We start from the raw sequence: 14,723 nt of genomic DNA on the forward strand, positions 1-14,723 counted from the left end.
GTGCGCACGCGCGTCGGCCCCGGCCGGCGCACCCGTCGCTCAACTGCGCGCGTCGCGCAGCGTCCGCAGCGATGCGGCGAAGTCGGCGGTCCGGGCCTGCAACGGCCCGAAGAAGTCCCGGTCGCAGTCCTCCACGGCGACGATCGCGCGATTCACCAGTGTCACACCGGCTTTCGTGGGCACCAGGGATTTCGCGCGCCGGTCGTGCGGATGATCGCGCCGCTCGATCAAACCCTTCTGTTCGAGGGCGCGCAGTACCTGGGAGGTCATCATCGGGTCGGTGGCCGCGTGGGCGGCAAGATCGCGCTGCGTGATCGGGGTGTCGGCATCCGATCCGCCGAACCACGTCAGCGCGGCCAGGAGAACGAACTGCACGTGGGTGAGGTCGAACGGGGCCAGTGCCGCGCGCACCGCCGCCTGCCACCGGTTGGTCACCTGCCACAACAACAGGCCCGGACTCTCGTCGGCACTACCGAATTCCGTTCGCAGCGCGTGGGTTTCGTCGCTCACCGGGCCGCCCCCGAGCGTTCACCCGCGTTCTCTCCCAGCATGGCCCGCGAGATGACCGCGAAATCGTGCGCGCTCAGTTCCACCACACCGCGCCGCAGCACGATGCCCCAGTTGGGGACGCTGGTGAGATCGAGATCACCGCGCACGGCATCGATCGCGACATCGTGCGCGTCCGGGCGATAGGTCACCGCGCGCCGCCACGGCCGGAAGCAGCCGCCCGGATCCTCCGCCTGCCACGCGGGCCGGTCGTCGACCGTGCCGATCGCGGTGAACGACTTGACCGGTTCCCCCTCGCGCATATCGGTTCTGGGCGAGTAGTAGACGAGTCCGTCGCCCGCCCGCATCCGTTCGACCGCGGCACGCTTGCCGTGATTGGCCTGGACGATGCCGAGCGCCACCCCGCGACGCACGTGATCGCGGGAGACGACGGCCAGCCAGTACTTGTTCATGACGTCCTCCTGGAATGATTCAGTGGGCAAACGATTCAGCGTGAGAACAATTCAGCGGGTACCCGGAACGGCGCGGCGCGCCTCGGCCGTCTCGACCAGCGCCGCGAGGTCGCGATGGACGGAATCGGCCAGTCCGCCGCCCATCAGCGCCGACCACAGCCGGCGCAGCGGGCCGGTCATCGAGATGGTGACCGTCACCTCGGTGCCCGCGGCCGTCCGCACCACGCGATGGGCGAAGATCAGCCGAGCGCCGACCAGCCGCGAGACGTCGACGAACTCCTCATCGGTCAGCTTCTCGACCACGAACGCGACCTTCGGTCCCCCCTTCGGCTTCAAGGTCCCCGTGGCGCCCTCGGCGAAGGGGCCGTCCAGCCGCACCCATTCGGTGTCGGCATTCCATTCCGGCCAGGCGGCCATATCGGCCCAGACTGCGAAGAAGTCGGCGGGCGCGGCGGTGGATACGGCGTGAGCTGCGGCGATCTGTGTCATGCATTTAGTATGCGCGCTTACTATCTGCGTGGCAAGTCCCTCCCGCAGAGGTCACAACCAGCCGTGGGAACACGGAAAACCCATTCGATGTTCAATCAGGCGTGACTGCTACTGACCTGACCATGTACTCGACGACCTGGTGCGGATACTGCCGCCGCCTCAAGAAGCAACTCGACGAGGCGGGGATCACCTACACCGTCGTCGACATCGAACAGGACCCCGAAGCGGCCGAATTCGTCGGCAGCGTGAACGGCGGCAACCACGTGGTGCCGACCGTCAAGTACTCCGACGGATCCACTGCCACCAACCCGAGCCTCGCCCAGGTGAAGACCGCGCTCGCCGCGATCGGCTGACCGCCGGCGAGTCGCGGGCGAATCAGCCTGCCGCAGCCCAGGATTCGACGATGGTGCGGGCGATGGAGATGGAGCCCGGCAGCAGAAGCCGCTGCTGCTCGGCATTTCCGGTGTCGCCGGTGACCGAACCCCACGCACCCGCGGCCAGTGCCGTGCGCACCTCGTCGCGGGTGAACCAGTGGGCCTCGGCGATCTCGCCGTCGGAGAAGACCAGCGGCGCGTCGGGATCGGCGACCGCGGCGAACCCCAGCATGAGCGAACGCGGCAGCGGCCACGGCTGACTGCCGAGATAGCGGATATCGCGCACCGCCACGCCGACCTCCTCGCGGACCTCGCGCTCGACGCAGCGTTCCAGCGACTCCCCCGCCTCCACGAAACCGGCCAGCAGCGAGAACATCTTCTCCGGCCAGTTCTGCTGACGGCCCAGCAGGACCCGGTCGCCGCCGTCGTGCACCAGGCAGATGATGGCCGGGTCGATGCGCGGGAATTCCTCGTGCCCGGAAGCGTTGACGCGCGACCAGCCGGCATTCGACACCGTCGTCGGGCTGCCGTCGACGGCGCTGTAGCCGGCGCGGTCGTGCCAGTTCAGCAGCGCCAGCGCGGTGGACAGGATGCCGAGGATCACATCGTCGAGGTGCAGCGTGGTGCCCACGACCCGCAGGTCCATCAGCCGGCCCTCGAGCTCGTTGTCCCGAACCGCCCAGATGTGCGCGCCGTCGACCACACCCAGCAGGACCGCCTCGGGCACCGGCTCGGACGCATAGTCCAGCGCCGCTTCCAGCACGAGCTGATCACCGTCGATCCGAACCTGACCTCGCCGGTTCATCCGCACCAGTTTGGCCTCGGCCCACCCTTGCTTCAGCGCCTGCTCGTCCGAGCGCAATGTCTCGGCACGATCGAGGGCGGAACGCGACAGCAGGGGAAGACCATTCAGTTCGAATACCGACACGCTTCGAGAGTATCGCGATGGTTGCGCCGACCGGGAGGTGGCGGTCCGCGCGACCCTGCCGGACCCCGCGGTCCGGGCTATTTGTGCACGCGGCGGATGTAGAGCAGTTTGTCGCCGGTTTCCAGGGCGTCAACCTCCGGCTCGTCGACCCGGATCAGCGTCCCCTCCCGGACCACGCCGAGCACGATATCCCGCAGATGCCGGGGCGAGCCGCCGACCTCGTCGGATTCCACGTCCCGCTCGGCGATCGCGAAACCGGCCTCGGGGGTGAGCAGGTCCTCGATCATGTCGACGACGCTGGGAGTGGTGGTCGCGATACCGAGCAGCCGTCCCGCCGTCTCCGAGGAGACCACGACCGAATCGGCCCCGGATTGCCGCAGCAGATGGGTGTTCTCGGCCTCGCGGATCGAGGCGACGATCTTGGCCTTGGCGTTGAGTTCCCGCGCGGTGAGCGTGACCAGCACCGCGGTGTCGTCGCGATTCGCGGCGATGACCAGCGAGGCCGCGTGCTGAGCTCCGGCCAGCCGCAGCACATCCGACTGCGTCGCCGAGCCGTGCACCGTCACCAGCCCGGCGTTGGCCGCGGCCTCCAGCACGGTCGCGTCGGTGTCGACCACCACGATCTCGGCCGGTTGCACCCCGTCGCCGAGCATCGCGTCGACCGCGGTCCGGCCCTTCGTGCCGTATCCGACGACCACAGTGTGATTACGCACCCTCTGCCTCCATCGCTGAATTTTGAACGCCTGTCGTGACCGCTCGGTGAGCACCTGCAGGGTGGTACCGACCAAGACGATCAGGAACAGCACGCGCAGCGGAGTGATGACGATCGTGTTGATCAGCCGCGCCTGCTCCGTGATCGGGGTGATGTCGCCGTAGCCGGTGGTCGACAGCGAGACCGTCGAGTAGTAGGCGGCGTCGAGCAGGGTCAGCTCCTCGCCGCGGTTGTCGTGATATCCCGCGCGGCCGAAGTAGACCACCAATGTCGCCGCCACCAGCAGCAGCACCGCGAACGCGACCCGGCGGGTCAGCGAGACCCAGGGACTGGTCCGGATCTCCGGAATGCGCAGAATGCCGACCAGCGCGTAATCGGGACGTTCCGTCAAACGGCCCAGACCTCGTGAGCTGTCACCGAACACGGCATCCCCCGGATATGTCGTTGCTCACCTGTGCCACAGATCGGCAGCGTACCGGCCGGATGCCGACTCCACGGACTGGGCACGCGAGTGGGAACTGCCCCAGCGTGAGTGGGCAGGAGCGCAGGCGGCAGCGAAGCGTTTCCACGGAGCGACCCCACTCACGCCGAAAACAGCACAGCGTGGATGGGCAGGAGCGCAGGCAGCAGCACAGCGTGGATGGGCGGGGGCGGATGCGGCAGCGTAGCGTCACCACGGAGCGACCCCATTCGCGGCGGAGAGAGCGCGGCAGCCGGGGCGAAGAAAGGACACAGCATGAGTGACGCCGGTCGGACCTCGCAGCGGCGAGCGGTGCTGATGAGTACCGCGCTGTTCGGCATCGGGGCCCTGCATTTCGTGGCGCCCAAGCCCTTCGATTCGATCGTGCCGCCCGCTCTCCCGGGCCGGGCCCGCACCTACACCTATGCGTCGGGTGTGGCCGAAATCGGTGTGGCGGCCGCCCTGGCGGCTCCGCGCACCCGGCGGCTCGGCGGCCGGCTGGCGGCGCTGTTGTTCCTGGCGGTCTTCCCGGCCAACATCCAGTTCGCCGCCGATTCGGTGCGAAATCCGAAGGCGGCCAAGGCGATCAAGTGGGTGTCTGTGCTGCGGTTGCCGTTGCAGGTGCCGATGGTCACCCAGGCCCTGCGCATCAGCCGCGAAGCCGCCTGAGCGGCAACGACTTTCATCCGGGCGGGTAGTCCGGGTCGAAATCGGCGTCGGACACCGGGTCGGGCGGCAGCTCGTCGCCGTACTCCTCGTCGGGCGGAAGGTCGCCGGCGAGTTCCGGATCGGCCCCTTCCCGCGGCTCGGCGGGCGGCGCCCAGGCGGGAGCGACCTCGGCGATGAGTTCGGCCAGCTCGGCCGGCCCCGGCAGTTCGGCGGGCGCGACCGTCCGGCCGCTGCGGACGTAATGGAAGGCGGCGCCGACCTTGTCGAGCACGAGCTCTTCGGCTTCCCCGGTCTGCGCGGCCATCATGCGGGCCCAGGCGACCCGGTAGACGGCCAGCTGCATCGCGACCGAGCGTTCCTCCGCGCGTGCGGGTTCCGCGCCGGTCTTCCAGTCCACGACCAGCCAGCGGCCGCCGGGTTCGCTGAACACCGCGTCCATGCGGCCGCGGATGAGCGTGCCGCCGATGCTGGTCTCGAATCCCACTTCGACGTCGATGGGATTGCGGTCGGCCCAGGGCGAGGCCAGGAACGCTTCCTGCAACCGGATCAGGTCGGCGTCGCCCGCACCGCTGTCGGCGGCGCCGGGCAGTTCGTCGAAATCGAGCAGCCCGACCGCGCCGAACCAGCGCTGCAACCACGCGTGAAAGGCGGTGCCGCGCCGGGCGAGTGGGCTCGGTGGATACGGCAGCGGCCGCCGCAGCCGGGCCGCGAGCTTGGCCGGATCGGCCCGCATATCCACCAGCGCGGTGGCGGGCAGCTGCGCGGGCAACTCCACTTCGTGGATGCCCTCGACCGTCGCGAAATGCTCGGTGAGCAGGGCGTCCACATCGTCGGCCCAGCCTTCGGGATCCGGATCGTGGTCGGGGGCCGCGCCACCCTCGGCTCCGTTGCCGGAGGCGGTGCCGTCGGTGCCGGAGGCCGCCGGGTCGTGCGTCAGGTCGGCGAAAAGGTCCAGCTGGCGCGGAGATTCGAGTTCGCTCGTGGCGTCGTGGGCCCGGCGGGAGGGAACCGGCGGGATCTCGGCCCGGGCGGGAGCGGCCCGGCCGTCCGCCGGCTGTGTGCGAGGCTCCCGAGTTTCGGGGGGAAGGTGCGCGAGCGCGGTGCGGACCAGGGCCGCGCCCGCTTCGACCGCCCGCCGTCGCACGCCGAGCGGGTCGCGGGGCCAGTCGGCCACGGCGGGATTGTCGGTGAAGGGATTGGGTGCGTCGGGGGGCGGAGGGTCGGCCCAGAGGTCGACGCGCACTGTGCCGTGTCCGGGAGACTCCGGATGTTCGGTCCACCGTTTCAGTTCGAGCAGGAAATCCGAGGGCCCCTTCGGCGTGGAACCGGTCTCGGCCCAGTGGTGGGCCGAAACGAACAGTGCGCGTTCGGTTCTGGTGAGCGCGACGTAGAACAGGCGACGTTCCTCGTCGAGGCGGCGGCGGGCGAGCGCTTCCTTGTGCTGTTTGATCGCCCGTTCCAGATCCGTGCGGTCGTACAGCTCGGAGAGATCGAGGACCGGAACACCGTCGCGCGTGGGCGCGGAATCCGTTGTGTCACCGTCGTCGTCGCGTTGCCGGTCGCCACGCAGCGAGGTGGGCAGTTCGGCGAGCGCGCCCAGCCAGGTCGCGGCGGCGTTCCCGGACGGAAACAGGCTCCGCGATACGTGCGGTACGGCCACGACCTCCCATTCCAGCCCCTTGGCCGCGTGCACGGTGAGCACCTGGACGCGGTCGTGCGCCACCTCGACCTCGCCCGGCTCCAAACCGTTTTCGACCTCTTCGGCGGCGGCGAGGAAGCTCAGCAGGCCGGGCAGGGTGGCGCGGTGGTCACCGGCATAACCCGCGACCACGTCGGCGAAGGCGTCCAGATGTTCGCGCCCCGCACCGGCTCCGGCGGCCGCGCGGCGGGTCTGGGTTTCCACACCGACCCCGATCGTGCGTTCCACATCGGCGACCAGTTCCGGCAGCGACTGCCCGCTGCGTTCGCGCAGCGCCGCCAGCTCCCGCCCCAGTGCGACGATGCGCGCGTAGCCGAGCTCCGAATATCGTTGCGCCGGACCGGGGTCGGCGATCGCATCCGCGATACCGGCCTGTTCGGCGGGTTCGGGCGCCACGGCCCGCAGCGCATCCGACAGCCCCGCGGCGTCGGTGATCGGTTCCGCGCGGCCCGGCGTACCGACGATCGACAGCTCCCGCGCCCGCGCCGACAACGCCTTCAGATCGCTCACGCCCAACCGCCAGCGCGCGCCGGTGAGGATGCGCATCGCGGCACTGCCGGCCGCCGGATCGGCGATCAACCGCAGGGTGGCGACGATATCGGCCACTTCCGGGGTGGCGAGCAGACCGCCCAGGCCGACGATCTCCACCGGCAGCCCCCGGGCGCGCAACGCCTCGGCCAGCGGCGCGGCGTCGGCGTTGCGGCGCACCAGGACCGCGGAGGTCGGCGGTGGCCGTCCGGCGTCGGCGCACTGCTCCCATTCCGCCGCGATCCGCTCGGCCACCCACTTCCGTTCGTCGGCAACGGTTTCGGCGAGTGCGAGCGCGACGGTTCCGGCCGTCGCCTGCGGCCGGGGACGCAGCGCGTCGACCGTGACCCCGCCCTCGGCGCCGCGCAACGGTTCGGCGACCAGATTCGCCAGATCCAGCGCCTCCGGCGGATTGCGCCAGCTCGTCAGCAGCGGCAACACCGGCGCGGCGACATTCGGGGCGGCCGGGAAATCGGTGGTGAAGCGGGGCAGGTTGGCCGCCGACGCACCGCGCCAGCCGTAGATGGACTGCATCGGATCGCCGACCGCGGTCACCGCCGGGCGGGTGGCGAAATCCGTCTCCTGCGCCCCGGCGCCGATGCCGACCGCGCCGCGGTCACCGAACAGTGCCGCGAGCAGAATGCGCTGCGCGTGCCCGGTGTCCTGATATTCGTCCAGCAGCACCAGGCGAAACCGCTCGCATTCCGCCGCCCCGACCTCGGCGTGCGTGGCGGCCAGCCGCGCGGCCAGCGACATCTGCGAGCCGAAATCCAGTGCGCCCCTGCGCCGTAACTCCTCGCCGAGCCGGGCGACCAGCGGCAGCAGCGCCACCCGATCCTGCTGCGCTTTGACGATCCCGCGCAGCTCCTGATTCGGGCCGCCGCGCTGGCGCGGACCGGGAGGCAGCGTCTCCACCAGCCGTTCCAGCTCCCGATGCGCCACTGCCAACTGCTCGGGTTCCACCAGATGTTCGGCGAGCTGACCGGACAGCGCGAGCACCGCCTCGGTGACCGATACCGGGGTGCGCTCGGTGTCGAGATCGCCGTCCCAGCCGGTGACCACGCGATGCGCGAGCTGCCACAGCTGGGTTTCGGTGAGCAGTGTGGCCGAGGGCTCCACGGGCAGCAGCAGACCGTGTTCGGACAGCAGCCGCCCGGCGTAGGAGTGGTAGGTGCTGATCTCCGGCTCGGATCCGACCAGGGTCGCGCGCAGCCGCCCGGTGCTGTCGATCTCGCGCAGCAGCGGTGATCCGGCCAGCCGCGCCAGGCGGGTGCGAATGCGAGTCGTCAACTGCTGCGCTGCTTTTCGGGTGAACGTCAGCCCCAGCACCGCGTCCGGTGCCACCAGCCGGTTGGCGACCATCCAGACCACCCGCGCGGCCATCGTCTCGGTCTTGCCCGCGCCCGCACCGGCCACCACGAGGGTCGGGCCGAGCGGTGCGGCGATGACGGCGGACTGTTCGTCGGTGGGTGGCGGCAGGCCCAGTGCCTGCGCCAACTGCTCCGGCGTGATCGTCATCGATCCGTCACCTGACGGCCGGTGTCCTGCACCGGGCAACTGCCGGCGACCTGGCAGTGCCGGCAGCCGTCGTTGCGCACGGCGAGGAAGCCGGGCCCGCGGGTGGCGGCCGCAGCATCGTGAATCGCCTTGCGCCACTGGGCGATACCGTCGGAATCGAGTGCGGTCTGCAACCGCTCGGTGGCCCCGTCGCGGCTCGGTTTGGCCACGTAGACGAGCCGGGCGCCGCCCGGTTCGATCCGGTCGCCCTCCACCTCCGCGGAGAACCCGCCCGCCCCGGCGGCCACCTGGTAGGTCGCCAGCTGGGCGTGATCCTGAGCGGCCTGTTTGGAGATCGGGGTCTTGCCGGTCTTGACGTCGACGATGACGAAACGGCCCAGCGCGTCACGCTCCACCCGGTCGACGCGGCCGCGGATCCGCACCGGCACCTCGTCCGGATCGCGGGCCGGCAGCACGCAGTCCACCGGGACCTCGACACCGACCTCGGCCAGCTCGGCCCGGGTGTTGCGCAACCAGGTGAGGAAGGTGTCGACCATGGATTCGGTGCGGCGCAGTTCCAGCCGGGAGTGCCAGCTGTGCGGGCCGTCCTCCCCGGAACTCGGGTCCACGGCCTTCCATGCCTTGACCAGCGCCGCCTTCACCTGTTCCTCGGTCACGCGCCCGGCCAGCGCCTGGACCAGGGTGTGCACGAGATTGCCCTTGACGGCATGCGGATTGTCCCCGTCGCTGCCGCCGTGTCGTTCCAGAGCCCAGCGCAGCGGACAGGTCTGCAACAACTCGACCGTCGACGGGGACAACGCGACCGGACCGTCACCGTCGTCCCACAGCGCCAGTTCCGAACTCGGGTCCGCGATGCCGTACCACTCGTCCGGATGGGCACCGCGCACACCGGCCGCGGCCAGCCGGGCCAATTGGGTGGCGGCCCGGTCCCGGCGGGCGGGATCGGCGCCGTCGTCGCAGACCACGCCGCGCAATTCGGCGATCAGGGCCTGCGCGACCAGGGCGCGCCCCGGATCGACCGGCGGCGGAATACGTCCCGGCTCCCCCGGTTCCGCCTCCGGATCGAGTTCGGCCAGGAATCGGGACGGCACCAGATCACGGTCGCCGGTGACGGATTCCACCGCCGTCACCAGCAGGCTGTGCCGGGCCCGGCTGCACGCCAGCAGCAGCAGCCGGCGCTCCTCGGCGAGGATCGGCGCGGCCCGGCTGACCTGCTCACCCGGATCGGCCACACCCCCGATGAGGTCGACCAGTTCCTCGATGCCGAGCAGCGTCCCGCGCGGACGCAGGTTGGGCCAGATTCCCTCCTGCACTCCGGCGACGGCCACCACGTCCCATTCCCGGCCGGCCGCGGCGTGCGCGCTCACGATCGCCACCGCGTCACCCGGTTCGGTCAGCGGCGCCGAATCCTGGTTGATCTCCTGCTGTTCCAGATATTCGACGAACCCCTCGACGGATGCGCCGGGCAGCCGGTCGACGTAGGCGGCAGCGGCATCGAACAGACCGACGGCGGCATCCAGGTCGCGATCGGCCTGCACGGCACCGGCGCCGCCACGCTCGGACTGCGCCACCCAGCGCTTCTCCAGCCGCGATGCGGTCCACAACGCCCACAACGCGTCCTCGACCCCGGCCCCGCGCCGCAGCGCCCGCCGCGCCCGGTCGACCGCCCGCAGTACCCGCACCAGCGGCGCCACCTCGACCTCGGTGAGCCGATCGAGCAGGGTGCGATCACCGACTCCGGTGATGAGATCGCGCAGGACGACCGCCGAGGACCGGTCGAGTTCGGAATAGGGCGCGAGAGCCTCCGGCGACTCCTCGGCTGTCGCTGAACCGCGCGCCGGTCCGCTCGCCGATGGTGCGGGATCGGCATCATCGGACAGGCTCGGAGCGGGTTCGCCTGTCCGCGTGGATGATTCGGCTTCCGGCTCGCCGTCGCACCCCGGCCCCGCATCGTCGGGGCCATTCACCCTCGACTCGGTCCGGGGATATCCGCGCTCGATCAGCGCGCGCCGAACGCCACGGCGTAGTCGTCGCAGACTGATCTGATCGGCTCCGCCCAGCGGCCCCAGCAGCAGATCGAGCGCATCGTCCTCCGAGAACAGCTCCGGACGCCCGCGTTCGACCACGAGCAGGGCGCGCAGCGACTGCAGCATCCACGCCGCGCCGCGCCGCCGGGCCAGCGGGGTGTCCGGTTTCGGTTGCAACACCGGCACTCCCGCGGCGGTGAGCGCGCGGCGCAACGGCCCCAGCGACAGCGGCACCGAGCGCACGACGACCGCCATCCGCGACCACGGCACATCCGCGGTGAGATGCGCCCGCCGCAGGTGGTCGGCGATCAGCGCCGCCTCCTTGGCCGGGGTGGTGAGAACCCGCACCAGCGCCTGCCCGTCGACGGCGGGATCGCCGAGGAGGTGGGGTCCGCCGGTCCGCACGTCGAAGCGGTGCTCGGTCCGGCCCGGCATGCGGGCGGCGATCCGGGCGACCGCGTCGTGAACCGCCGGCGCGCAGCGATGATCGTCGTGCAGAACGATCCGGCGTTCGGGCGGGGCGTCGGGTTCGGTGACGAAACGGGTGTCCGCACCCCGGAAACTGAAGACCGCCTGATCCGGGTCGCCGGCCACGACGGTGGTCGCCGGGCCGGACCCGATCGCGCGAATCAGTTGTGCGGCAAGCGGATCCACATGCTGGGCGTCGTCGACCAGGAGGGTGCGGATGCGTTCGCGCTCGGCGGCGAGCAGTTCCTCGTCCTCGATCAGCACATCCAGTGCGGCGCCGACCAGTTCGGCGGCGTCCAGGGCGGGGGCGCTGGCCTCGGGGGCTTGGACGCCGACCGACCAGCGCAACAGCATCGACTGTTCGTAGCGCTGCGCGAACGATCCGGCCGCCTCCCATTCCTCGCGTTCGTGCAGGCGCCCCAGTTCGATCAGATCCTCGGGTCCCAGATCGCGCTCGGTGGCGCGCAACATCAGGTCGCGCAATTGCTCGGCGAAACCGTTGGTGCCGAGTGCGGCGTGCAGGCGCGGTGGCCACAGCACCTCGGCGCCGGACGACATGTCGGCGAGTTCGCCGCGCAACATCTCGCGCAGGACCACGTCCTGTTCGGCGCCGGTCAGCAGCCGCGGCGGCGGATTGCCGCGGGCGGCCGCATGCGTGCGCAGGATCGCGAAGGCGTAGGAGTGCACCGTGCGCACCATCGGCTCGCGCCCGGCGCCCGGCACTCCGCCGAGTTCGGGTGCGAGCGCGGTCAACTGCCGGGTGAGGGCGTTGCGAACCCGCAGCGCGGCCTGTTTGGAATGGGTGAGTACCAGCACCGATTCCGGATCGGCGCCCGCGACGATGCGATCGGCGGCGAGATCGGTGAGCAGCGCGGTCTTCCCGGTGCCGGGGCCGCCCAGCACCTGCCAGGGCCGCCAGCCCGGGTCCGCGCCCGACCCACCCGCAAACAGCGTTCGGACATCGGCACCCCATTCGCGTAACCGGGGTGCGGTCTCACTGCGGCGCACCAGTCGCACCGAGCTATCCGATCGCATCACACGCGCTATTTCAACAGACACCCCCGACAGGATCGAATTCCGTGACAGCAAACGCACCCCGTGCATCCGATGTGTCCATGTTGTGATCAGCGCCACGCCTGTCCGGGCGATATTCACGAATTCGCGCCGATCTCCACCTGCGGTCGATAATGCCTGGTAGAGAGCTTGTACGCGGCGCCGCACGGCATCGCGTCGGGGCCGCTGCGAATATCGGGCCGAAAATCCCACCGCCGCAGTCGTTCCGCGGCGGTTCACCGGCGCGGCCAGCGCCCGGCAATCCCCGTGCCCGATTCTCGCGAACGCGACGCACCGGTCGCACCGCCGCGGCGCCGACGGCACAATGATCGGGTGTCCGACGCCCCTATTCATCGATTCGGCCCCGCCGACGGCCCGCTCGTCCTCGCCCTGCACGGCCTGACCGGGCACGGGCGGCGGTGGAGCGCGCTGGCCGAGGGCCAGTTGCCCGAGGTGCGCGTCGTCGCTCCCGACCTGCGCGGCCACGGGCGGGCGAGTTCGCTGCCGCCGTGGACCTTCGAGCAGATCGTCGACGATCTGGTTCCGCTGCTCACCGAACCCGCGGTCGTCGTGGCGCATTCGTTCGGAGCGGCGGTCGCCGTCCATCTGTCCCGCCACCGCCCCGATCTGGTCCGCGCGCTGGTGCTGCTGGATCCCGCGATCGGACTCGATCCGGTCCTGCTTCACGACATCGCCGAGGCGGGTCTGGCGCGGCCGGACTACGCCGACATCGCCGAGGCGCGCCACGACAAACTCGAGACGGCCTGGGCCGATGTGGACCCCGAACTCCTCGACGCCGAACTCGCCGAACACCTGGTCGATACTCCCGAGGGCCGCGTGACGTGGCGGATGAGCCTGCCCGCCGTCACGTCCTACTGGAGTCAGCTGGCGCGCGAGCTGGTGCTGCCGCCGCCGCACATTCCGACCGTGCTGGTCCGCGCCGGTAAATCCCCGTTCGTCACCCCCGCGACCGTCGAGGCGTTCGCCACGCTGCCGGATTTCACGCTGCACGAATTCGACTGCGATCACATGGTCGCCCAAGCGCGTCCCGCCGAGACCGCCGCCGTCGTCCGGTCGGTGCTCTGATGCCCACCACGGACGCCGAGATCGAGCGGGTGCGGGAACTGGTCGCGGCCATCCCGCCCGGCCGGGTCGCCACCTACGGCGATATCGCGGCGGCGGCCGGACTGTCGACGCCGCGGACCGTCGGCTGGATCATGCGCACCGACTCCGCCGATCTGCCGTGGCATCGGGTGCTGCGCGCCGACGGCACCCCGGCGAGCCATCTGGTCCAGCGCCAATTGCGGCGGCTGGCCGAGGAGGGCTGCCCGATCCGCGGCGACCGCGTCGACCTGGCCGCCGCCCGCCACCGATTCGACTGCTGACGGCGCCGATATCCGAATTCGCCCATTACTCCCGTTCGGCGGTTACCGTGGAGGCATGACCACCCGTCTGGCGTGCGTGGTGTTCGATGCGATAAGGCCACGGAACGTGGCGCGGTTCTGGGCGGAGTTGCTCGACTGGCAGATCACCGTGGACCGTCCGCACGCGGTCGAGGTGGCTGCTTCCGATCCGGATGCCGCCGATGTGTCGTTGATGTTCGTGCCGACGGCCGGACCCAAGTCCGGGAAGAACCGCATCCATCTCGATGTGGTCGGTCGTTCGCTGGATCATCAACGCGTACAGGTGGATCGGGCGCTGGCGCTGGGCGCGCGGCCGATCGACATCGGCCAGGGCGCGGTGCCCTGGACGGTGCTCGCCGACCCCGAGGGCAACGAATTCTGCGTCCTCGAACCGCGCGAGGAATATGTGGATACCGGCGCGGTCGCGGCGATCGTCGTCGATACTCCGCATCCCACCCGGCTGGCCCGGTTCTGGGAGACGGCCGCGGGCTGGCCGCTGACCCACGACGAATCGCGGATGTCCGGCATCCGCTCGGCCACCGGTCAGGGTCCGTGGCTGGAGTTCCTGCGCACCCAGGTCGCGGCGCGTGAATGCGATCGCGTCCACCTCGATGTCGTCAGCTACTCCACCGGCGATCCCGCGGACGAGGTCGCCCGGCTCACGGCGGCGGGCGCCGTTCCCTGCGAGGGCGCCGCGGTGTATCCACCGGCTCAGGCGATGCTGACCGATCCGGAGACGAACCGCTTCCGGTTGTTGCGTGCGCCCTGCGATTGACGCGGTCGCGCGCGGACGACGGGCCCGCGCGCGTCCGCGTTCCGTTCGCCGCCCGATGTGGGCGGTTTACCATCGGTCCATGATCAACCTCCCGGGTGAGCCGCTGTGACCACTGTCGACGCGATCGTGCTGGCCGGTGGGCGGGCGACCCGGATGGGCGGGGTGGACAAGCCCGCGATCGCGGTCGGCGGGCGGGCGATGCTCACCGTGGCACTGGACGCGGTCGCCGACTGTGTGCGCACGGTGGTGGTCGGCCCGCATCGGCCCGAACTGGCGCCCGAGATCCGCCAGGTGCAGGAGGTGCCGGCCGGAGCCGGGCCGGTCGCGGCCGTCGCCTGCGCGGTCCGCGCCCTCGAGGAATGTGATTTTCCGGCCGATCTGGTCGTGGTCCTGGCCGCCGACCTGCCCTTTCTCACCGCCGCCGTGATCGGCGAATTGATCGGTCACGCAACGACTTCCGATGCCGATGCGGTGTTCGCGACCGATGAATCCGGCCGTCCGCAATATCTGGTCGGGGTGTGGCGGCGGACGGCGCTGCTGTCGGCCTTGCGGCAGCTGGATTCGGTGACCAATCAGCCGATGAAGGCGCTGGTCCCGGTCGACACCCTGATGGTGACGCTGCCCGGTATCACCGATTGCGACACCCCGGAACAGGTGCGCG

At 70.6% G+C, this 14,723-nt stretch carries 13 protein-coding genes; 6 read left to right on the forward strand and 7 right to left on the reverse strand.

From position 1 onward, the window contains the following. Positions 1 to 39 precede the first annotated feature (39 nt). The 3 genes from ON23_RS20610 to ON23_RS20620 are packed head-to-tail and all read right to left on the reverse strand — an operon-like array spanning position 40 to position 1,448. A complete protein-coding gene (locus ON23_RS20610; protein ID WP_245556028.1) occupies positions 40 to 510 on the reverse strand; it encodes a MarR family winged helix-turn-helix transcriptional regulator in 471 nt (156 codons plus the stop codon). Continuing rightward, complete coding sequence (locus ON23_RS20615) at positions 507 to 989, reverse strand: EVE domain-containing protein (RefSeq protein WP_244969801.1); 483 nt, start codon at positions 987 to 989, stop codon at positions 507 to 509. The genes ON23_RS20610 and ON23_RS20615 overlap by 4 nt, the downstream gene beginning before the upstream one ends. Positions 990 to 1,010: 21 nt before the next feature. Further along, entirely contained in the window at positions 1,011 to 1,448 is a 438-nt protein-coding gene (locus ON23_RS20620) for an SRPBCC family protein (RefSeq protein ID WP_039780167.1), read from the reverse strand. A gap of 101 nt (positions 1,449 to 1,549) precedes the next feature. Here ON23_RS20620 and ON23_RS20625 point away from each other — a divergent pair, with 101 nt between their 5' ends. Continuing rightward, a complete protein-coding gene (locus ON23_RS20625; RefSeq protein WP_269750196.1) occupies positions 1,550 to 1,801 on the forward strand; it encodes a mycoredoxin in 252 nt (83 codons plus the stop codon). Positions 1,802 to 1,823: 22 nt separating this feature from the next. Here the strand turns inward: ON23_RS20625 and nudC are convergent, their stop codons facing one another. Then, positions 1,824 to 2,750, reverse strand: a complete 927-nt coding sequence (gene nudC, locus ON23_RS20630; RefSeq protein WP_039780168.1) for an NAD(+) diphosphatase — start codon at positions 2,748 to 2,750, stop codon at positions 1,824 to 1,826. A 77-nt stretch (positions 2,751 to 2,827) separates the two neighbouring features. Next, positions 2,828 to 3,886, reverse strand: coding sequence for a potassium channel family protein (locus ON23_RS20635; protein ID WP_039780170.1), 1,059 nt, complete (start codon positions 3,884 to 3,886; stop codon positions 2,828 to 2,830). A gap of 312 nt (positions 3,887 to 4,198) precedes the next feature. Here ON23_RS20635 and ON23_RS20640 point away from each other — a divergent pair, with 312 nt between their 5' ends. Further along, the gene (locus ON23_RS20640; protein WP_039780171.1) at positions 4,199 to 4,591 is read left to right on the forward strand and encodes a DoxX family protein; all 393 of its coding nucleotides are present in this window, start codon (positions 4,199 to 4,201) and stop codon (positions 4,589 to 4,591) included. A 13-nt stretch (positions 4,592 to 4,604) separates the two neighbouring features. On the opposite strand, the gene ON23_RS20645 is transcribed toward ON23_RS20640, so the two are convergent. Further along, positions 4,605 to 8,336, reverse strand: coding sequence for an ATP-dependent helicase (locus ON23_RS20645; RefSeq protein ID WP_083904114.1), 3,732 nt, complete (start codon positions 8,334 to 8,336; stop codon positions 4,605 to 4,607). Then, positions 8,333 to 11,866 carry an ATP-dependent helicase gene (locus ON23_RS20650; RefSeq protein WP_039780178.1) on the reverse strand — a complete coding sequence of 1,178 codons (3,534 nt, stop codon included), beginning with the start codon at positions 11,864 to 11,866 and terminating at the stop codon, positions 8,333 to 8,335. Before ON23_RS20650 ends, ON23_RS20645 begins: the two co-directional genes overlap by 4 nt. A 351-nt stretch (positions 11,867 to 12,217) precedes the next feature. Between ON23_RS20650 and ON23_RS20655 the strand changes: the two genes are divergently transcribed. From ON23_RS20655 to ON23_RS20670, 4 genes are all read left to right on the forward strand, one after another. Next, complete coding sequence (locus tag ON23_RS20655) at positions 12,218 to 12,970, forward strand: alpha/beta fold hydrolase (protein ID WP_039780179.1); 753 nt, start codon at positions 12,218 to 12,220, stop codon at positions 12,968 to 12,970. Then, positions 12,970 to 13,269: an MGMT family protein gene (locus ON23_RS20660; protein WP_039780172.1), complete on the forward strand. Its 300-nt coding sequence runs from the start codon at positions 12,970 to 12,972 to the stop codon at positions 13,267 to 13,269. Before ON23_RS20655 ends, ON23_RS20660 begins: the two co-directional genes overlap by 1 nt. Positions 13,270 to 13,324: 55 nt before the next feature. Then, positions 13,325 to 14,062 carry a VOC family protein gene (locus ON23_RS20665; RefSeq protein ID WP_039780174.1) on the forward strand — a complete coding sequence of 246 codons (738 nt, stop codon included), beginning with the start codon at positions 13,325 to 13,327 and terminating at the stop codon, positions 14,060 to 14,062. Between the two features lie 105 nt (positions 14,063 to 14,167). Next, a partial coding sequence (locus ON23_RS20670; protein WP_039780175.1) for an NTP transferase domain-containing protein occupies positions 14,168 to 14,723 on the forward strand: 556 nt, incomplete at its 3' end.

It is taken from the genome of Nocardia cerradoensis NBRC 101014 (assembly GCF_000308535.1).
Lineage (GTDB): Bacteria > Actinomycetota > Actinomycetes > Mycobacteriales > Mycobacteriaceae > Nocardia > Nocardia cerradoensis.